Annotated in this window: 14 protein-coding genes; 7 read left to right on the forward strand and 7 right to left on the reverse strand. The window is 66.6% G+C overall.

Features of this window, described 5'->3' with window-relative positions:
* Positions 1 to 54 precede the first annotated feature (54 nt).
* Both U4Y88_RS32035 and U4Y88_RS32040 read right to left on the reverse strand, forming a co-directional pair.
* The gene (locus U4Y88_RS32035) at positions 55 to 1,194 is read right to left on the reverse strand and encodes an MFS transporter (protein WP_224012110.1); all 1,140 of its coding nucleotides are present in this window, start codon (positions 1,192 to 1,194) and stop codon (positions 55 to 57) included.
* Positions 1,195 to 1,383: 189 nt separating this feature from the next.
* Positions 1,384 to 1,758, reverse strand: a complete 375-nt coding sequence (locus tag U4Y88_RS32040; RefSeq protein ID WP_321788815.1) for a DUF4148 domain-containing protein — start codon at positions 1,756 to 1,758, stop codon at positions 1,384 to 1,386.
* 703 nt (positions 1,759 to 2,461) lie between these two features.
* Here U4Y88_RS32040 and U4Y88_RS32045 point away from each other — a divergent pair.
* The 5 genes from U4Y88_RS32045 to U4Y88_RS32065 all read left to right on the forward strand — a co-directional run bounded on the left by U4Y88_RS32045 (position 2,462) and on the right by U4Y88_RS32065 (position 13,539).
* Entirely contained in the window at positions 2,462 to 3,814 is a 1,353-nt protein-coding gene (locus tag U4Y88_RS32045) for an efflux RND transporter periplasmic adaptor subunit (RefSeq protein ID WP_321788817.1), read from the forward strand.
* Between the two features lie 18 nt (positions 3,815 to 3,832).
* Positions 3,833 to 6,994, forward strand: a complete 3,162-nt coding sequence (locus U4Y88_RS32050) for an efflux RND transporter permease subunit (RefSeq protein ID WP_321788819.1) — start codon at positions 3,833 to 3,835, stop codon at positions 6,992 to 6,994.
* On the forward strand, positions 6,991 to 10,305 hold the full coding sequence (locus tag U4Y88_RS32055) for an efflux RND transporter permease subunit (RefSeq protein WP_321788821.1): 3,315 nt from the start codon (positions 6,991 to 6,993) through the stop codon (positions 10,303 to 10,305). The genes U4Y88_RS32050 and U4Y88_RS32055 overlap by 4 nt, the downstream gene beginning before the upstream one ends.
* Before the next feature lie 43 nt (positions 10,306 to 10,348).
* Positions 10,349 to 11,899: an efflux transporter outer membrane subunit gene (locus U4Y88_RS32060; RefSeq protein ID WP_321788939.1), complete on the forward strand. Its 1,551-nt coding sequence runs from the start codon at positions 10,349 to 10,351 to the stop codon at positions 11,897 to 11,899.
* A 392-nt stretch (positions 11,900 to 12,291) separates the two neighbouring features.
* Complete coding sequence (locus U4Y88_RS32065) at positions 12,292 to 13,539, forward strand: BamA/TamA family outer membrane protein (RefSeq protein WP_321788823.1); 1,248 nt, start codon at positions 12,292 to 12,294, stop codon at positions 13,537 to 13,539.
* Between the two features lie 33 nt (positions 13,540 to 13,572).
* Here U4Y88_RS32065 and U4Y88_RS32070 read toward each other — a convergent pair whose 3' ends face one another.
* Together U4Y88_RS32070 and nfsB are read right to left on the reverse strand one after the other, a co-directional pair.
* Positions 13,573 to 14,028 (reverse strand): PACE efflux transporter, encoded by a 456-nt coding sequence (locus U4Y88_RS32070; RefSeq protein ID WP_224012116.1) that lies wholly within the window; start codon positions 14,026 to 14,028, stop codon positions 13,573 to 13,575.
* A gap of 109 nt (positions 14,029 to 14,137) precedes the next feature.
* Positions 14,138 to 14,791 carry an oxygen-insensitive NAD(P)H nitroreductase gene (nfsB, locus tag U4Y88_RS32075; RefSeq protein ID WP_321788825.1) on the reverse strand — a complete coding sequence of 218 codons (654 nt, stop codon included), beginning with the start codon at positions 14,789 to 14,791 and terminating at the stop codon, positions 14,138 to 14,140.
* A gap of 167 nt (positions 14,792 to 14,958) precedes the next feature.
* Here nfsB and U4Y88_RS32080 point away from each other — a divergent pair, with 167 nt between their 5' ends.
* Together U4Y88_RS32080 and U4Y88_RS32085 are read left to right on the forward strand one after the other, a co-directional pair.
* Positions 14,959 to 15,378 carry a secondary thiamine-phosphate synthase enzyme YjbQ gene (locus U4Y88_RS32080; RefSeq protein WP_224012118.1) on the forward strand — a complete coding sequence of 140 codons (420 nt, stop codon included), beginning with the start codon at positions 14,959 to 14,961 and terminating at the stop codon, positions 15,376 to 15,378.
* A gap of 198 nt (positions 15,379 to 15,576) precedes the next feature.
* Positions 15,577 to 16,290: a dienelactone hydrolase family protein gene (locus tag U4Y88_RS32085; protein ID WP_310630870.1), complete on the forward strand. Its 714-nt coding sequence runs from the start codon at positions 15,577 to 15,579 to the stop codon at positions 16,288 to 16,290.
* Positions 16,291 to 16,408: 118 nt separating this feature from the next.
* Here the strand turns inward: U4Y88_RS32085 and U4Y88_RS32090 are convergent, their stop codons facing one another.
* The 3 genes from U4Y88_RS32090 to U4Y88_RS32100 form a co-directional block, all read right to left on the reverse strand.
* Entirely contained in the window at positions 16,409 to 17,872 is a 1,464-nt protein-coding gene (locus tag U4Y88_RS32090) for a purine-cytosine permease family protein (protein WP_321788941.1), read from the reverse strand.
* A gap of 135 nt (positions 17,873 to 18,007) precedes the next feature.
* A complete protein-coding gene (locus U4Y88_RS32095; RefSeq protein ID WP_321788827.1) occupies positions 18,008 to 19,546 on the reverse strand; it encodes an aldehyde dehydrogenase family protein in 1,539 nt (512 codons plus the stop codon).
* Complete coding sequence (locus U4Y88_RS32100; RefSeq protein WP_321788828.1) at positions 19,543 to 19,998, reverse strand: nuclear transport factor 2 family protein; 456 nt, start codon at positions 19,996 to 19,998, stop codon at positions 19,543 to 19,545. The genes U4Y88_RS32095 and U4Y88_RS32100 overlap by 4 nt, the downstream gene beginning before the upstream one ends.
* Positions 19,999 to 20,012: the final 14 nt, after the last annotated feature.

Consider the following 20,012-nt stretch of genomic DNA (forward strand, 5'->3'; position numbering starts at 1 on the left):
ATGAGGGATGTTGCGTCGGGTAAAAAACCAAAATTCGTTACGTTCGACGACGGCTCACGCGCTCGCCGAAAGCGTGCCGCCGCGCCGCCGGTCGCGCAGGATCGCCAGCGCGAGCGCGGCCAGTCCGCAGCCCGCGATCAGCGCGAGCAGCGCGCCCTTGCCGTTGTGCACGAGCACCCAGCCGCCCAGCGACGGAAAGCCGAACGCACCGACGAAGTACGCCGCCACGAACCACGTCAGCGCGGCGCGCCGGTGCGCGGCGGCGGAGTCGTCGATGGCCTGCACCTGCACGATCGGATACGCGAGCCCGTAGCCGGTGCCGAGCAGCACGGCGGCCAGCGCCTGGAAGCCCGCGTGGTACGGCACCGCGAACATCGCGGCGCTGCCGAGCACCATCATCGCGAGCAGGACCTTGGTCGCCGTCGCCGCGCGCATGCGCACGACGAGGCGCGCGAGCAGCCAGCGCGTGGCAATCACCGTGATCGTGTACAGGCTGAAGAAGGTGCTCGCCTTGGCCTGCGTGCCTTGCACGAGCGACATCTGGAACGTCATCAGGCCGGAGAACACACAGCCGCCGAGCGCGATGATGACGATCGGATACACGGCGCGCGTGCGCGCGATCGCGCCGATGCTGCGCAGCCAGCGCTCTTGCGCGGGCTGCACGCGCGCGAGGCGGCCGAAGATTTCGAGCGTGAGCGCGCCGATCAGGCACAGCGCGCCGATCGCGTAGAGCACGCCTTCGAGCGGCATACGCCAGAAGCGCATCGCGAAGGCCGCGAGCGCGGGGCAGCCGCCCACGCCCGCCATCTGGAACGTGGCGAAGCGCAGGAACCAGAGGCTGCGGTCGGCGTCGCTGGTGCGTTCGGCGAGCGCCATCGGCGCGGCAAGGCAGAACGCGCCCCAGCCGAGGCCGACGAGAAAACCGGGCAGCGCGTCGATGCCGCTCGCGTGCGCCATGAGCGCGAAGCCCACCACGCCCGCGCCCACGCAGAGCGCCGCGAGCGCGGCCATGCGCGCCGCGCCCACATGCTGGGCGACCCAGCCGGTCAGCGAGACGCCCGCGAAAGTACCGAGCGCCGCGCCCGCGAGCGCCACGCCGGTGTCGAAGTCGGTGCCGCCGATCGCGCGCACGTGCATCGAGAACAGAAACGTCGCCCCGTAGCCGCCTGAAGCGAGCAGCACACCTATGAGCATGATTGCGGCGTGTATCGGGCGCACGGTCGGGTTCCCGGTCGGTGGCAATGATCGGCCAGTGAATGAGGCGGATGGTCGGCAGCGTATCAGGGCTGCGCGCGGCGGGGCCGCGCGCGTGCCGGGTGCTTCGGGTGTGTCGTGTGTGTCTGATGCGTCGGGTTCAAGCGATGCGTGAGCCATGCACGCGCATCACGAGTGCGCGTAGATCGGGCCGAGGCCGGGCACGTCCGCGTCGGGCGCGCTCACGTGGACGCGCGGTGCGCGGCTGCCCGATGCCGATGCGCCCTGCGCCACGCCGCCATATGACGAAGATGCGGACGACGATGCCGACGACGCGACCGCCGTTTCACCGTTGGCCGCGCTCACACGCGCCAGCGCGGCTTGCAGATTGGCCGGGTACTGGGTGTTGTCGCTGGCCGGGTTGTAGCCCGCCTGCTGGAGCTGCACGAGTTCGGCCTTCACTTCGGCGCGGGTGATGGGCGCGTTTTGCACATTGGACTGCGCGAACGAGAGCGCGGGCACAGCGACGAGAGCGGCAACGACGAGCGATTGAACGAGTTTCATGGTGTTTCTCCTGGCATTGAGTGGGTGGGATGCAGTGGATGAGGTATCAACCGTGCACAGGAGTTATTTGAACGCCGCGATGTATCTGGCTTGTTTCCGCGCGCGTGCCAATTTGCAAGCGTGTATGTCGTATCTGCGTCCCGATACATTGCGATACATAGTGCGGACGCGGCACATCGCAAAGGCGCGGGAAAAAGTGCCCCGAAGCGCGCCCCTCGGCACGCAATCGAAAGCTGTTTGCAAGACTATTCCGTTAGCGTGCGTTACGCCCTGTTGAAACCCTGCTCACGCCCTGGTCATGCCCGGGTCATGCCCTGGCACCGCCGGTTTCCAATGCGTTGGCAAGCCGTCGCGCGGCTCGCCTTTGTCACGGCGCACGACGGATTCGAGGCCTTGTAATACGGCAAAACCTTTCAAAAAACTAACGTTTCGAAATTAGCGCGCGAGTTGGTTAGACTGCGAGTCTCGCCTCTCGCTGCGTACCGCGCGGCCTTGGGCGGCCCACAACAAACACGAGAATGCGTATGCGAATCGACGTCGAACGGCACGTTCCCGAAGCGGGAAAAACGCCGTGTCCCGCACATGGCCCCTGCAAGCACGCGAACGCGCGCGCCGCACACGATGACCATCGCGCTGGCGACGGCGTTGCACACAGCGTGGCCCGCGGCTTCGACGGCGCCGCCGCATCGACCGGGAGACTGGCATGAGCGATACGCCGAACCTGCCCACCGCCCCGCAAACCCCGCCGCCGCCGCCGCCGCCCGCCCCCGCGCGCAAGCGGCGCGGCGTCTGGATTCTCGCGCTCGTCATCCTCGTCTTGATCGTGCTCGTGGTGGTGCACGTGCTGCACCGCAAGAAGCCCGAGCGCGGCGCCGCGCCCCAGGTCGTCACGGTCGCGCCCGCCGCGCTCGGCGCGATGCCGGTCACGCTCAACGCGCTCGGCACGGTCACGCCGGTCGCCACCGTCACGGTGCTGCCGCAATTGAGCGGCTATCTCACGGAAGTCGGCTATCGCGAAGGCCAGGACGTGATCAAAGGCCAGTTCCTCGCGCAGATCGATCCGCGCCAGTACGAGATCAACAAGGAGCAGGCCGAGGCCACGCTCGCCAAGGATCAGGCCTCGCTTGCCCAGGCGCGCGCCGACCTCGCGCGCTACACGCAACTGAACGAAAAGAAGTCGATCGCCGAGCAGACCTACGCCGACCAGAAGTTCCTCGTCGCGCAGGACGAAGCCGCCGTGAAGTCGGACCTCGCGACCATCAAGCAGTACGAACTCGATCTGATCTATTGCCATATCACCGCGCCGGTGTCGGGCCGCGTCGGCCTGCGTCTCGTCGATCCGGGCAATTACGTGACGGCGTCGAGCTCCACGGGCATCGCCGTCATCACGACGATGAAGCCCACCACCGTGCAGTTCACGGTGCCGCAGAACGCGCTGTCCGACGTGCTGCAACGCACGACCGCGGGCGCGAAGCTGCCCGTCACGGTCTATAGCGCCGACAACACCAAGCAGCTCGCCACCGGCACGCTCTACGCGATCAGCAACCAGATGGCGACGGCCACCGGCACGGTCACGCTGCGCGCGAGCATCCCCAACGATGACGAGGCGCTGTTCCCGAACGAGTTCGTCAACGTGAAGCTGCTCGTCGACACGATGCAGAACGCGGTGCTCGTCCCCACGCCTTCGGTGCAGTCGGGCGCGCCCGGCGACTACGTGTATCTCGTCAACGACGACAACACCGTGTCGGTCCACAAGGTCACGATCGGGCCGAGCGACGGCCAGCATACGGTGATCGTCTCCGGCCTGAACGCGGGTCAGCGCGTGGTCACCGACGGGCTCGACCGCCTCAACGACGGCGCGAAGATCCAGCCCGCGGGCGCGCGCCGGGCCAATGGTGCAAGCGGTGCCGGCGCGGCAACCGGCGCGCAAGCGCGCATGGGCAACGCCGCGCACGCGCATGCCCGCGCGAGCTTCGCGGCATCGGGTGCATCAGCCGCACCGGCTGCATCGGGCGCCAGCGCCGCCCCGGCCGATTCCGCTTCGCAAGCGTCTTAAGCAGCCAGTCCCGCACCGATGAATATTTCGCGTCTTTTCATCCTGCGGCCCGTCGCGACATCGTTGCTGATGATCGCGATGGTGCTGGTGGGCCTCGTGGCGATGAAGTTCCTGCCGGTCTCGTCGCTGCCCGCGGTCGACTATCCGACCATCCAGGTGCAGACCTTCTACCCCGGCGCGAGCCCGACCGTGATGGCGACCACCGTCACCGCGCCGCTGGAAGTGCAGCTCGGCGAGATTCCGGGCTTGCAGCAGATGGTCTCGTACAGCTCCGAGGGCGCCTCGGTCATCACGCTGCAATTCGACCTCTCGCTCAATCTCGACGTCGCCGAGCAAAACGTGCAGCAGGCCATCAACGCGGCCAACAGCTATCTGCCGACCGGTCTGCCCGCGCCGCCGACCTACGCCAAGGTCAATCCCGCCGACCAGCCGATCCTCACGCTCGCGATCACGTCGAAATCGATGTCGCTCACGCAGTTGCAGGACGCGGCCAACAACCGCCTCGCCACCAAGATTTCCGAAGTGCCGGGCGTGGGTCTCGTGAGCACGGCCGGCGGCAACGTGCCCGCCGTGCGCGTGGAAGCCGATCCGCAAAAGCTCGCCGCCTACGGCCTCAATCTCGACGACTTGCGCACGCTGCTCGCCAACGTCAACGTGAGCGCGCCGAAGGGCAACTTCGACGGCCCCGAGCTCGACTACACGATCAATTCGAACGACCAGATTTCCGATCCCAAGGATTACGAAGAAACGGTCATCGCCTACCAGAACGGCGCGCCGGTTCTCATGAAGGACGTGGCGCGCGTGTCCACGGCTGCGCAAGACGTCGAGCGCGGCGCCTGGTACAACAAGCAGCCCGCGATCGTGCTGAACGTGCAGCGCCAGCCGGGCGCGAACGTGATCGCCACGGTCAACCAGATCATGCGCCAGCTGCCGCTGCTCGAAGCGACGCTGCCCGCCGGCATGAAGGTCACGGTGGTGTCGAACAGCGTGGGCGTGATCCAGTCCTCGGTGCATGACGCCGCGTTCGAACTCGTGCTCGCGGTCGCCCTCGTGGTCGCCGTGATCTTCGTGTTCCTGCGCAATCTGCCCGCCACGATCATTCCGAGCATCTCGGTGCCGGTCTCGCTGATCGGCACGCTCGCGATCATGTACGAACTGGGCTACTCGATCGACAATCTCTCGCTGATGGCGCTGATCATCGCCACGGGTTTCGTCGTCGACGATTCCATCGTGATGATCGAAAACATCGTGCGCTATCTGGAGGAAGGCGAAAAGCCCTTGCAGGCGGCGCTAAAAGGCGCGGGGCAGATCGGCTTCACGATTCTCTCGCTGACGATTTCGCTGATCGCCGTGCTGATTCCGCTGCTCTTTATGGGCGGCGTGATCGGGCGTCTGTTCAGCGAGTTCGCGGTCACGCTCGCGGTCACGATCGTGCTCTCCGCCGTGGTCTCGCTGACCGTGGTGCCGATGATGTGCGCGCGGATTCTGCGCGCCCAGGCCGAGCGCCATCCGAGCCGCTTCGAGCGCATCAGCGAAGGGCTGTTCGACAAGACGCTCGCCGCCTACGAGCGCGGCCTGCGCTGGGTGCTCGACCATCAGACGCTCACGCTCGTCGTGGCCGTGCTCACGGTCGCCCTCACCGGCCTGCTCTACGTGATGATTCCGAAGGGCCTGTTCCCCGTGCAGGACGTGGGCGTGCTCCAGGGCGTCAGCGTGGCCGACAATTCGGTCTCGTATTCGGCGATGGTGCGCCGCCAGGCCGAACTGGCCGAGCAGATCCTCAAGGACCCGGACGTGGAGTCGCTCACCTCCTACGTGGGCATCGACGGCATCAACAACACGCTCAACAACGGCCGCTTCCTGATCAACCTGAAGCCGCACGACGACCGCTCGGAAAGCGCCGAGGAAATCGGCCGGCGCATCCAGCAGTCGGTCGCGAAGGTGCCGGGCATCCGCCTCTATGTGCAGCCCGAGCAGGATCTGACGCTCGACACCACCGTGTCGCGCAGCCAGTACAACTTCGTGCTGCGCGGCCCGAGCCAGGAAGCGTTCACGCAGTACGTGCCGGACCTCGTCGCGCGCATGAAGAAGATTCCGTCGATCGCCGACGTCACGAGCGACCTCAACACCGACGGTCTCTCCGTGAACGTGCAGGTGAACCGCCAGCTCGCGGCGCGTTACGGCATCACGGCGGCGACCATCGACAACGCGCTTTACGACGCGCTGGGCCAGCGCATCGTTTCGACCATCTTCCAGCAGTCGGATCAGTACCGCGTGATCCTGGTCGCGAAGCCGGAGTCGCTGCCGACGGTCGATTCGATCGGCGACATCTATCTGCCGAGCCAGACCGCGAGCACGGGCCAGGTGCCGCTCAAGGGCATCGCGACCATCAGCATCACGCGCTCGCCGCTGATGATCAGCCACCTCGCGCAGTTCCCCTCGGTGACGATCTCGTTCAATCTCGCCGATGGCGCGTCGCTCTCCTCCGCCGTGCGCGACATCCGCAAGGCCGAGGCCGACGCGAAGCTGCCGCCGTCGATCACCTCGTCGTTCCAGGGCGCGGCGCAGGCGTTCGAGGACTCGCTCTCCAGCGAGGTCTATCTGCTGATCGCCGCCATCGTGGCCGTGTATATCGTGCTGGGCGTGCTCTACGAGAGCTACGTGCATCCGGTGACGATTCTCTCGACGCTGCCTTCGGCGGGCATCGGCGCGCTGCTCGCGCTGATGATCGCGGGCAAGGATCTCGACGTGATCGGCATCATCGGCATCGTGCTGCTGATCGGCATCGTCAAGAAGAACGCCATCATGATGGTGGACTTCGCGCTCGAAGCCGAACGCGTGCACGGCAAGCCGCCGCGCGAGGCGATTTTCGAAGCCTCGCTGCTGCGCTTCCGCCCGATTCTGATGACCACGCTCGCGGCCATGCTCGGCGCGCTGCCGATGCTGCTCGGCACCGGCACGGGCTCGGAACTGCGCCGCCCGCTCGGCCTCGCGATCATCGGCGGCCTGACGGTTTCGCAGCTGCTCACGCTGTTCACCACGCCCGTGATTTACCTGCTGTTCGATCGTCTCGCGGAGCGTTTCGGCCGCAAGCGCAATCGTGATGAAGACAGCGGCGAGCCAGGCGATGCGGACGGCGGCACGCCCCCGACACCGCCCGCGCCCGAGGCGGCACCGTGAACCTGTCGGCGCTCTTTATCCGCAGACCGGTCGCGACGTCGCTGCTCGCGATCGCGATCCTGCTCGCCGGCACGCTCGCGTTCTTCCGCCTGCCCGTGGCGCCGCTGCCCAACATCGCCTATCCGGTGATCGTGGTGCAGGCGAACATGGCGGGCGCGAGCCCGAACACCATGGCGTCCACCGTGGCCGAGCCGCTGGAGCGGCGTCTGGGCACCATCGCCGACGTGAGCCAGCTCACTTCGATCAACAACGTGGGCTCGTCGATGATCGTGGTGGTGTTCGGCCTGAACCGCGACATCAACGGCGCCGCGCGCGACGTCGAAGCGGCCATCCAGGCCGCGCGCGCGGACCTGCCCACCACCTTGCGCAGCAATCCCACTTACCGCCAGTACAACCCCGCGAGCGCGCCGATCATGGTGCTTGCGCTCACGTCCGACACGCTCACGAAAGCCCAGCTCTACGATTCCGCGGATTCGGTGATCATGCAGCAGCTTTCGCAGGTGGACGGCGTGGGCCAGATCACGCTCGGCGGCGGCGCGCTGCCCTCGGTGCGCGTCGAACTGGAGCCGGGCAAGCTCAATAGCTACGGCATCGGCATGGAGGACGTGCGCGCGGCGATCGGCGCGGCCAACGCGAACAGCGCGAAGGGCCATCTCGATCAGGGCGACCAGCGCTTCGTCGTCACCTCGAACGATCAGATCAGCAACGCCGCGCCGTTCCGCGACGTGGTGATCGCCTATCGCGACGGCGCGCCCGTGTATCTGCGCGACGTGGGCACCGTGCGCGACTCGAACGAAAACATCCGTAACGCCGGCCTCTACAACGGCAAGTCGGCGGTGCTCGTGATCGTCTATCCAATGCCGGGCAGCAACGTCGTGAAGACGGTCCAGCAGATCCAGGCGCGTCTGCCCAACATCGAAGCCGCCCTGCCCGCCACCATCAAGGTGAACGTGGCGGTGGACCGCTCGGAGTCGGTGCGCGCCTCGGTGGCCGACACCGAGCGCACGCTTTTCATCGCCGTGCTGCTGGTGATCGGCGTGGTGTTCGTGTTCCTGCTCTCGCCGCGCGCCACGCTGATTCCGGCCGTGGCGCTGCCGCTCTCGATCATCGGCACCTTCGGCCCGATGTACCTGCTCGGCTACAGCATCGACTCGCTCTCGCTGATGGCGCTCACGATCGGCACCGGCTTCGTGGTCGACGACGCCGTGGTCGTGCTCGAAAACATCGTGCGCCATATCGAGGCCGGGCTCGATCCGAAGGAAGCCGCGCTGCGCGGCGCGGGCGAAGTGGGCTTCACGGTACTCTCGATGAGCCTCTCGCTGATCGCCGTGTTCCTGCCGATCCTGCTGATGCCGGGCATCGTCGGCCTGCTCTTTCACGAGTTCGCGATGACGCTGTCGATCGCGATCATCATCTCGCTGATCGTCTCGCTCACGGTTACGCCCGCGATGTGCGCCTACGTGCTCAAGCGCGAACAGCTGCACAAGGAGCCGTCGCGCGCGGCGAAGTGGATCGACGCGCAGTTCGAGCGCTTCAAGCAGTTCTATTCGCGCTCGCTCGACGTCGCGCTCAATCACGCGAAGCTCGTGATCTTCCTGCTGTTCGCGCTGCTGGTCGGCAATGTGTTTCTCGCGCGCCTGCTCGCGGGCACGTTCTTCCCCGAGCAGGACACGGGCATTCTGATCGGGCAGATCATCGCCGACCAGAGCATCTCGTTCACGGCGATGGAGAAGAAGCTCGCGCAGTTGCAGCAGATCGTGCAGCAGGATCCGGCGGTGGCGTCGGTGGCGGGCTTCACGGGCGGACGCGCGCTCAACACGGCCAACGTCTTCATCGAACTGAAGCCGCTCGCGCAGCGCAAGCTCTCGGCCAGCGAGGTCGTGAACCGGCTGCGGCCCAAGCTCAATGCGGTCTCGGGCGCGCGCCTGTTCATCCAGGCGCAGCAGGACTTGCAGATCGGCGGAAGACAGTCGGCGGCCGAGTATCAGTACACGCTCACGAGCGACGACGCCGACGCGCTGTTCAAATGGGTGCCCAAACTCGTGACCGAGCTGAACAAGCATCGCGGCACGATCATGGACGTGAACTCGGATCTTCAGCAAAACGGTTTGCAAACCTATGTGACCGTGAACCGGCAGACCGCGAAACGCTACGGCTTCGACCCGAACCAGGTCGACAGCGTGCTTTACGACGCCTTCGGCCAGCGCACGGTTTCGACCATCTACAACGCGATCAACCAGTACTTCGTGGTCATGGAAGTGGCGCCGCAATACTGGCAGTATCCGCAGTCGTTCGACCGCATTTATCTGAGCACGGCGGCGGGCAACGCGAGCGGTTCGGCGTCCACGCAGATGTCGAGCAGCACGGTCTCGGGCGTGACCGCGTATAGCGCGATCACCAGCACCAGCAGTTCGAGCAGCAGCACCAACTCGCGCAACGCCGACGCCGTGGCGAACCAGCAGAACAACGCGATCTCCAACAGCAAGGGCGGCAGTTCGAGCGGCAGCGCGGACAGCACGGCCGCCGAAACCATGGTGCCGGTCACCGCGATGATGAACTGGAGCATCAGCCACACCGCGACCCAGGTGAACCACCAGAGCGGCGAGGTGGCGGGCACGATCTCGTTCAACCTGCCGACGGGCGGCTCGCTTTCCGAAGCGGGCAAGGTCATCGAACAGGCCGAGCGCGACATCGGCATGCCCGCCGCGATTCACGGCGAATTCGCGGGCGCGGCCCAGGCCTACGCGCAGTCGATGGGCACCGTGCCGCTGCTGATCATCGCGGCGCTGGTCGTGGTCTATATCGTGCTGGGCGTGCTCTACGAGAACACCATCCACCCGCTCACGATTCTCTCGACGCTGCCGTCGGCGGGCATCGGCGCGATTCTCGCGATGCTGATCTTCGGCACGCCGTTCTCGGTGATCGCGATGATCGGCATCATTCTGCTGATCGGCATCGTCAAGAAGAACGGCATCATGATGGTGGACGTCGCGATCCAGAATCAGCGCAATCTCGGCATGGACGCGCGCAGCGCGATTCACGACGCCGCCGTGGTGCGCCTGCGCCCGATCATGATGACGACCTTCGCCGCCGTGCTGGGCGCAGTGCCGCTCGCGGTCGGCATCGGCCAGGGCGCGTCGCTGCGCCAGCCGCTCGGCGTGACCGTGATGGGCGGCCTGATTCTCTCGCAGGTCTTCACCCTCTACACCACGCCCGTGATTTATCTGTTCCTCGACCGCCTGCGCGCCCGTCTCGCACGCTGGGCCGCACGCCTGCCCTGGAATCGCCAGGCCGATGAGAACGCATCATGAAGACCGCATCATGAAAACGACTGACCTGACTCTGCCCCATCTGATGCAGCGCACGCGGCGCGTGCTGCCGCTCGCGCTCGCCGCCGGCCTCACGTTCGCGCTGAGCGGCTGCATGGTGGGCCCCGACTATCATCGCCCGCAGGTTTCCGTGCCCACGCAATGGAAGGAACTGCCGGGCTGGACCCAGGCCGAGCCGGGCGCCGCCGAAGCCCCGAAGGGCGACTGGTGGACCGCCTTCCACGATCCGCTGCTCGACGAGCTCGAACCGCTCGTGACCGTCTCGAACCAGACCGTGCGGCAGAACTACGCGAACTATCAGGAAGCGCTCGCCGAAGTGCGCGTGGCGCGCGCGGGCCTCTTTCCGACGCTGGGCGTGACCGGTTCGGCCACGCGCGAGCGCGCCTCGGCGACCACCACGAGCGGCAGCGCCGCGCGCGTCGTCAATGCGGGCTCGCTCGAAGCGAACGTCAGCTGGGCGCCCGACCTCTGGGGCGAGGTGCGCCGCCAGGTCGAGGAACAGTCGGCCACCGCGCAGGCGAGCGAAGCCACGCTTGCGAATGCTCAGCTATCCGAACAGATTGCGCTGGCGAACGCCGTGATCAATCTGCGCGTGACCGACGCCGATATCGACCTGCTCACGGCAACGGTCGAGGCGTACAAGCACTCGCTGCGCGTGGTCAGCGATCAGGACGCGGCGGGCACCGTCTCGCCGTCCGATCTGATCACGGCGCGCACGCAGCTGGAGAACGCGCAGGCGAGCCTGATCGCGCTGGGCGTCTCGCGCGCGCAATACGAGCACGCGATCGCGGTGCTGGTGGGCCGCAATCCCGAGGACGTGACGATCCCGCATAGCGAGCGCATGCCGATCCTGCCGGACATTCCCGCAGGTGTGCCGTCGACGATCCTGCAACGCCGCCCCGACGTCGCCACCGCGGAGCGCCAGATGGCCTCGGCGAACGCGGCAATCGGCGTGGCCGTGGCGGCGTACTATCCGAGCATTTCGCTCTCGGCGCTCGACGGCTTCACGCAGTCGCCGCTGTCGGGACTGCTGCATATCAGCAACTATGTGTGGTCGCTCGGCGCGAGCGCGACGCAAACGATTTTCGACGGCGGTCTGCGCAGCGCCGATGTCGACGCCGCGCGCGCGAGCTACGACGCCTCGGTCGCGAACTATCGCGGCACCGTGCTCACGGCGTTCCAGGACGTCGAAAACGATCTCTCGGGCCTGCGCATTCTCGCGCAGCAAGCCGCGGTGCTCGAATCGGCCGTGCGCGACGCCACGCGCGCCACGCAGATCGCGCAAAACGAGTACGAGGCCGGCACGGTCGATTACACGACGGTCGTGACCGCGCAGGCCACGCAGTTGAGCACGCAGCAAAGCGCGCTCACGGTGCAGCAGAGCCGACTGCTCGACGCGGCCTCGCTGATCGGCGATCTGGGCGGCGGCTGGAACGGCCAGTTGCACGATGTGCGTCATCCCGATCGCGTCGATACGGGCGCGAATGGGGGCACGCCCGCCAGCGCGGTTGCGCCCGCGCAAGCCAGCGGCGCGGCGGCGGCCAGCGGCGCGCAAGCCGCCATGCCGAGTCCGTAAAGCGCGGTCGCGGTGGTTGGCGCGCGGGCGGGCTTGCCGCGCCGCGCCGCGCCGCGCCGCGCGCTGATTTTCGCGAGACTCGCCGCGCTTCGATGCGCCGCGCATGCCGTTCGTGCATGCGCCTTGATGCAGCCCGTCCGATCCCCTCTTCTTCGTGGCAAGCGCAACCGTTCGTCAGATCGATTGCGCTATGCTGGCGCGTCAGAAGCGTGGCGATAGATTCATCGCGCATCGTCCGTTTCGTCTGATTCGCGGTCTGATTCGCGCATGACGGCTCGCGACATCGCGTCATTGCTACTTCGTCATTTCACCGCGCGCGCCGCCACGCGCCGCATCGATCATCGCCAGCACGTCAGCATCGGCGCCAATCCGATGCGGGAGATTTCGCCACGATGGCACGCCACCGGCACTCGAAGTCCGTCGCGCTTTGCGCGCTGCTCGCGCTCGCCGCCGCGGCCCACGCCGACGACAGCCCCGACGCGAACCGCACCGGCGACGCCGCGAACGCCGCCAGCGAGGCGCATCCGTCCTGGTTCTCCCGGTTTCGCGACACCGAGGACGGCGCGTTCGACCTCAGCGACATGCTGCTCACTCACAAGGGCGTGCTGCCGGTGCCGACCATCATCACCGAGCCCGCAGTGGGCTACGGCTTCGGGCTCGCGCTGCTCTACTTCACCGCGCCCAAACGCGCGGCCAACGAAAACGCGAGTGAAAGCGGCAGCGAAAACGGCAGCGACAGCGACGCCAGCAAACAACCCGCCAACGCCAAACCGAAAATGTCGCCGCCCAACATCACGGCCGTCGGCGGCTTCATCACCGGCACGCAAAGCTGGGGCGTGGGACTCGTGCACTTCCACACCTGGGACGAGGACCGCATCCGTTATCTCGGCGTGATCGGCAAAGTGAATCTGCATCTGAACTACTATGGGCTGCAAGGCAACGCCAACGCCTACCAGTTGAGCGGCGTCGCCCTGGTTCAGCAGATTTTGTTCAGGATTGCCAATAGTCCGTGGTACGTCGGGCCGCGCTATACGTTCTTCGATTCGGCCACGCGCTTCGACCCGCTGGTGCCGAACGGCATCCACAATTTCGAACGCGACGTGCGCGTGGGCAAAGGCGGCATCGTCATCGATTACGACACGCGCGACAACATCTTCTATCCGAGCCGCGGCACTTACGCGGAATTCGAAGCCGAATTCGCGCGCGGCGGCTTCGGCAGTTCCAATGCGTTCGAGATGCAAGCAGCGAGGGCGTACCACTGGATCGAGTTGTCGCCGCGCTGGGTGCTGGGACTGCGCGTGGACACCGGCTTCTCGCAGGGCGACATCCCCTTTTTCGCGCAGCCTTATGTGAATCTGCGCGGCGTCTCCGATGCGAAATTCCAGGACCGCAATCAGCTCACCGGCGAACTGGAACTACGCTGGAACGTCACGCCGCGCTGGGCGGTGCTCGGTTTCGGCGGCGCGGGCAAGGCCTACGGCAATCTGCATTCGTTCAGCGACGCGCCCACGGCCTTCGGCTTCGGCACCGGCTTTCGCTATCTGATCGCACGCAAGCTCGGGCTCTCGATGGGGATCGACGTGGCGCACGGTCCCGGACAGAACGCGTTCTATATCCAGGTGGGCAGCGCGTGGCACTGAGGCGCACGCACAATCACACACAATCACACACAATCACGCACAAGGCTCCGATCCGGCGCGCGGCTCCAGCGGCAGCGCCGAGGCAGGCAGGCCGAACACGCGGTCGAAGATCAGATTGAAGACGTAGGCGTAGACGAGGAAGAACACCGAGAGGCCGATGTCCATGATGAAGGCCTCGACGAGCGGCACGCGCAGCGTGAGCGCGATCATCGGCACGAGAAACAGGATCAGGCCGGCTTCGAAACCCACGGCATGCGCGATGCGCCGCGCGACACTGCGTCCGCGCTTCGTCTGGCGCGCTTCCCAGCGCTCGAACAGCGTATTGAACACGACGTTCCAGATCACCGCGATCAGCGACGAGAAAATCGCCGCCGCACCCGCGCGGTCCATGCCGCGGCCCGAGAGCGAGGCGAAACTCGTGCTGGTGATGAGGATCGCGATCCCCTCGAACAGCGTGACGTAGACGATCCTGCGTTTGATTCCCTGCATGCCGTGAACGCTCCTGCGCGTTTTTGCCTGGAAAACCGGAAGCGACGATGGTACCACCGCACCGCCCCCGGCTTTCATGGCTTTCACGGCATTCAGGTGCCGGACAGACTTACGCGAGTTCCGTGAACACGGCCTGCGCCGTGAGACGCGACTTCGGCAGCTTCGCGTTGAAGTCGTCGGCGCTGCGGTAGCCGAGGCTGATCACGACGAGCGAGGTCAGCCCCTGCGCGTCGAGACCGAGTTCCGCGTCGAGCGCGGCGGCGTCGAAACCTTCCATCGGGCAGGCGTCGATTTCGAGCGTCGACGCGCCGATCAGCACCGAACCCAGCGCCAGATAGGCCTGCTTTTCCATCCACGCCGGGAGGTCGTTGCGCTCGCGGTGCAGGTTCACGTAGAAATTACGCGTGTTCGCCTGACCCGTTTTCGCCTCGGCGCTCGCGAAGCGGCCATCCGCCTCTTCCTGTGCGAGCACGGCGTTCAGATGCGCCTCGTCCATGTCCTTGCGCACGCACAGCACGAGCACGTGCGACGCCTTCAGCACCTTCGGCTCGTTGTACGCGTAGCCCGGCTGCATGGACTTCGCCACGCGCGCGCGGGCCGCGTCGCTTTCGGCCACCACGAAATGCCACGGCTGCGAGTTCACCGACGACGGGCTGAAGCGGATCAGTTCCTTCAGCTCGTCGATGACCGCGGCCGGGATCTTGCGGGCGGGATCGAAGGACTTGGTCGAATGGCGCGACTTGGCGAAGCGGGTGAGGTTCAAAACATTCTCCTGAATCGATGCGAGGTCTGACGTCGGCCGCCAGCGCGGCGGCAAGGCCGGTATCCTACCAGCATGCGGCGGCGGCCGTGCGGGCGCGCCTCGGCCCTGCTGCCGCCAATTTGATCTGCCGCCGACTGACTTCGCGTCGCGCCTCACCGGAGAAAACCATGCGCCAGGCCATCCATCATCTGCACGTGCACGCGCGCTCGCGCGGGCTCGTCGATTTCACCGCGCAGGTGCGCGATTTCGTGCGCGAAACCGGCATCGGCACGGGTTTGCTGACGCTGTTCTGCCGCCATACCTCGGCTTCGCTGCTGATTCAGGAAAACGCCGATCCCTCGGTGCGTCGCGACCTCGAACGCTATTTCGACGAGATCGCGCCCGAGGACCCGCAGCGCTACGAGCACGACACCGAAGGCCCCGACGACATGCCGGCGCATCTGCGCACCGCGCTCACGCAGACGCAGCTTTCGATTCCCGTCGAGTTCGGCGGCCCGGTGCTCGGCACCTGGCAAGGCATTTATCTGTTCGAGCATCGGCGTCACGCCTCGACGCGCGATATCGTGCTGCACCTGATCGGCGAATGACGGCGCGCCGCACGCCGCACGCCGTTAGCGAACCTCAACGAACCTCAGCGGACCTCAACGCGCGTCAGGCGCATCCGAGCAAAGCTTGCGCGCAGAGGCTATGCTACGGCTTGCGCTTTTCCGGCACCGGTTTTGACTCGCTTCTCACCTGATTCTTTCGTTTCCGAACCGATCCACCGAACCCTCAAGGAATAACTCATGACAAAGACCACCGGCTCGATGATTGCCTTCAATCGCCCCGACGGCAAATCGCTGCAAGGCTATCTGGCCACGCCCGCCAAAACGCAGGGCGCGCCCGCCATCGTCGTGATTCAGGAATGGTGGGGCTTGAACGACCAGATTCGCGGCGTGGCCGACCGTCTCGCGCAGGCCGGCTACTACGCGCTCGTGCCCGACCTCTATCGCGGCAAGAGCACGGTCGAGGAAGAAGAAGCCCATCACCTGATGACGGGCCTCGATTTCGGCGACGCCGCCTCGCAGGACATCCGCGGCGCGGTCGATCATCTACGCACGCTCACGGACCGCATCGGCGTGACCGGCTATTGCATGGGCGGCGCGCTCACGCTGCTGGCCGCGAACCAGATCCCCGACCTCGCGGGCGTGGTCACGTGGTACGGCTTCCCCCCGCTCGACTACCTCGACGCGAGCAAGATCACCGCGCCGGTGCTCGGCCACTGGGGCACGCAGGACGGCTTCTTCAAGATCGAAACCGTCGACGAACTCGAAAAGAAGCTCAAGGACGGCGGCGTGAACGTCGAGTTCCATCGCTACCTCGCCTACCACGCGTTCGCGAACGAAGAAGCCGTCGGCCCGGGCCGCATCGCGCACACGCAATTCGATCCGGTCTGGTCGCAGCAGGCGTGGGACCGCACGCTCACGTTCTGGGGCCGCACGCTCTGGAAGCAAGGCTGAGCGCGGCGGCTTCACGCTAGCCGCCTCACGCTGAAAGCATGAAAAAACGCGGCGCACGTTTTCGAACGTGCGCCGCGTCGTTTTTTTCAGCGTCGTGAAGTACACGACGCTATCGCGTTCAATGCGCGCGCTTCATCGCATTATCGAGTTCGGCGATTTCGCGCTCGCTCTGCTGAACCGCCTTGCGCTCGCGCTTCGCGTCGATCGAGCGGGCCAACACGAGATACGCGATCGCCGACACCGCGAGGCCCACCGCCCAGGCCACATCCACGCCGCCGATGCGCGCCGCGAGCGGCCCCGTGTAGATGCCCGGCAACACAAAGAACGGCACCGTCGCGGCGAAACCCACCGCGTAGGCGATCAGCCCGCGCGCGCCCCACGCGCCATACAGACCGCGCGGCGTGAAGAGTTGCGTGATCGCGTAATGGCCGCGCCGCACGAAGAAGTAATCGACGAGATTCACGGCCGTCCAGGGCACCAGCAGATACAGCATGATCGTGAGCGCCGCGAACAGAATGTCGATGGCGTTGCCCGACAGCGACAGCGAGATCGCCACCCATACGAGGCCGAGCGCGAGCACCGTGACCACGCGCACCGTCTGCGTCGGCTTCACGGGCTTGAACGAATCGACCGCCGTGACCACCGTCAGCATCGCGCTATAGGCGTTCAGGCCCATCGTCGCGACCATCGCGCCCACCGAAGCCAGCGAGATCAGCACGCCGAAGCCGCGGAACATCGCGTTGCCTGCGTCGTAGAGCGCGACGAGGCCATCGGACGCACCGAGACGCGTCGCAAGCCATGCGCCCAGCGCGATCAGCCAGATCGCCGACGCCGAGGCGCCGACGAACACCGCCGCGATGATCGCGCGCGGTTTCGTATCGCGCGGCAGATAGCGCGAGTAATCGGAGACATACGGCGCATACGTGATGTTGTAGCTCGCGCTCGCGGCGAACTGCGCGGCGAACGCGACGAGCGAGAAGCCGCCCGCGTGCACGATGCCGGGCTTCACGCCAACCGCGCCGAACAGGATCCACAGCGTCAGCAGCACGTAGAGCGGCAGGCTCGCGACCAGCAGCCACTTGAACACGCGATGCAGCCAGTCGTGACCGTAGATCGCCAGCGCCAGCGCGATCAGCGCCGTGACGATGGTGACGAGCGTCGGCGACCATCCGAAGATGCCCTTCACGCCGCTCGCCATCAGCACGGTATCGACCACGTTGAAGCCGATGAACGTGAACAGCGTCGCGATCAGGATCAGCACCACGCCGCGATAGCCGAACTGCGCGCGCGACTGGATCATCTGCGGCAGGCCGAGATGCGCGCCCTGCGAGGCATGAAACGCCATGAACAGCGTGCCGAACAGAATGCCGAGCACGCCCGAGAGGATCGTGTAGCCGAGCGAGAGTCCCATGCTCGGACCCACGAAGCCGATGGCGATCGTGAAGAACTGGAAGTTGCCGAGGAACCAGAACGGCCCCTGCCCGGCCACGCTGCCGTGGCGTTCGTGCGCGGGCACGTAGTCGATCGAACGCACTTCGATCTTGCGCCATTTCGAGGGCGCGACGGCGCCGGGCGCGTCCATGCTGCGTGGCGGTTCGGCCCCGTCGGCCGCCCAACCGTTGACGTTGTCAGTGTTCATCTGTCTCTTCCTGTGGGGTGCGCGCCCGCCCGCGCGCGCGAGGCGTGCGAGCGAGAGCGTTGACGGCTGGGTTCGTGGTTACGGTTGTTGCTGAGATTGCGGCGATGACGGCGATTGCGGCAATGACGGCGATGGCGGCAATGACGGCGATGGCGGCGCGCCGGCCGGACGCGCGCGGATCACATGCTTGATTTCCTGGTAGGCGCGCACGCCCCAGGGTCCGAGTTCGCGGCCGATGCCGCTGAGCTTGCGGCCGCCCCAGCCGGTCTGCGGGAAAATCACCTGCGGCGCGTTAACCCAGACCACGCCCGACTCGCAGGCGTCGGCGACCCGCGCGGCGCGTTCGGCGTCGGCGGTCACGACCGTGGCGACGAGTCCGTAGTCGCTGTCGTTGGCGAGCGCGATGGCCTCGTATTCCGTGTCGAACGCGCGCACCAGCGTCACCGGGCCGAAGATTTCCTCGCGCCAGAGCACGTTGTCGGGCGCGACGTTTGCGCAGACCGTCGGCGCGACGAAGAAGCCGGGACGCGCGAGCGCACCGCCGCACAACACGCGCGCGCCCTCGTCCTTGCCGCGCGCGAGCAGGCCGAGCACGCGCTCGCGCTGCGCCGCGCTGATCAGCGGACCCATGCGCGCGTCGGCGTCGTCGGGAGCCGCGACCGTCGCCGTGCGCGCCAGCGCAACGAGCCGCTCGACGAACGCGTCGTGCAGCGCGCGCGCCACCAGCACGCGCGAGGTCGCCGAACACATCTGCCCCGCGTTGAAGAACGCGCCGTTAAAAGCGAGTTCGACGGCTTCGTCGAGATCGGCGTCGTCGAAAACGATCAGCGCCGACTTGCCGCCCAGTTCAAGCGAGACGCGCTGCATGCGGTCGGCGGCGGCGCGCATCACCGCTTGTCCTGCGGCGGTGCTGCCCGTGAACGAAACCTTCGCCACGCCGCGATGCGCGGCCAGATGCGCGCCGACCTCGCGTGCGCCCGCGACCAGATTCACCACGCCCGCTGGCACGCCCGCCGCCGCGACGATATCGACCAAAGCGCGCTCGGCGAGCGGCGTGAGTTCGGACGGCTTGATGACCGCGGTGCAACCCGCCGCCAACGCGGGCGCGAGCTTCCACGCGGCCGTCACGAGCGGGAAATTCCACGGCACGATCAGCGCGCAGACGCCCACGGCTTCGTGGCGCACCTCGGCGTCGAAACCGGGATCGGGCAGCGCCACAGTCGACGACGTCGCCACGCCGCTCTCGCGACACAGTTGCGCGTAATAACGGAACGTGGCCGCCGCGTCGCTCACGTCGAGTTGCGCCTCGAAACGCGGCTTGCCGTTGCACTGCATCTGCAAATCGATCAGTTCGACGCTGCGCGCTTCGATGCCTTGCGCGATGCGTTCGAGCAGATCGCCGCGCGCCGTCACGGGCGTCTTGCGCCAGCCGAGCAAGGCGCGCGCGGCGGCGGCGACGGCTTCATCCACATCGGCGGTGCTCGCGGCCGAGACGCGCGCGATGGACTGCGCGCTGCACGGATCGATCAGGTCGAGCGTCGCGCCTTCGCCGTGTCGCCATTCGCCATCGACGAACACGCCCGGCTCCACGGCGGCGAGTACAGTCTCGCGCTTCATGCGGACGCCTCCACCGCGTTCACCTCATTCACCTCGTGCTGCACAGCCACGCAGGCGTGCGGCGACAGATGCTCGTGCACGGCGATCCACGTGCCGCCTTCGCGGGCGAACACGATGGTCTCGCGCTCGACCAGCGTCTCGCGGCCCGCGTGCGTGCTCACCTGCGTGCGCACGTTATGCGTGAAAATCGCCACGTCGCCGAGACACTGCACGGCGCGCTCGCTCGACTCGCAGCCGATCACGGCAAAGCCGTCGTCGCGTTCCCACTGACGCCACAGCGCTTCATAGGCCGCGCGCGTGGGCAGCGCCTCGCTCACGTGATGAAACACGAAATTGGCGTGCGGCGCGAAGGCCGCGAAATAGGCGTCGCGGTCGTGGCGCGCGAACGATGCGATCAGCGCATCGGCGGCGGCCAGCACGGCGGCTTGGGTTTCAGTCTGGGTCTCGCTCATGCACGCTCTCCGGG

Source organism: Paraburkholderia sp. J94, from assembly GCF_905220285.1.
Lineage (GTDB): Bacteria > Pseudomonadota > Gammaproteobacteria > Burkholderiales > Burkholderiaceae > Paraburkholderia > Paraburkholderia tropica_A.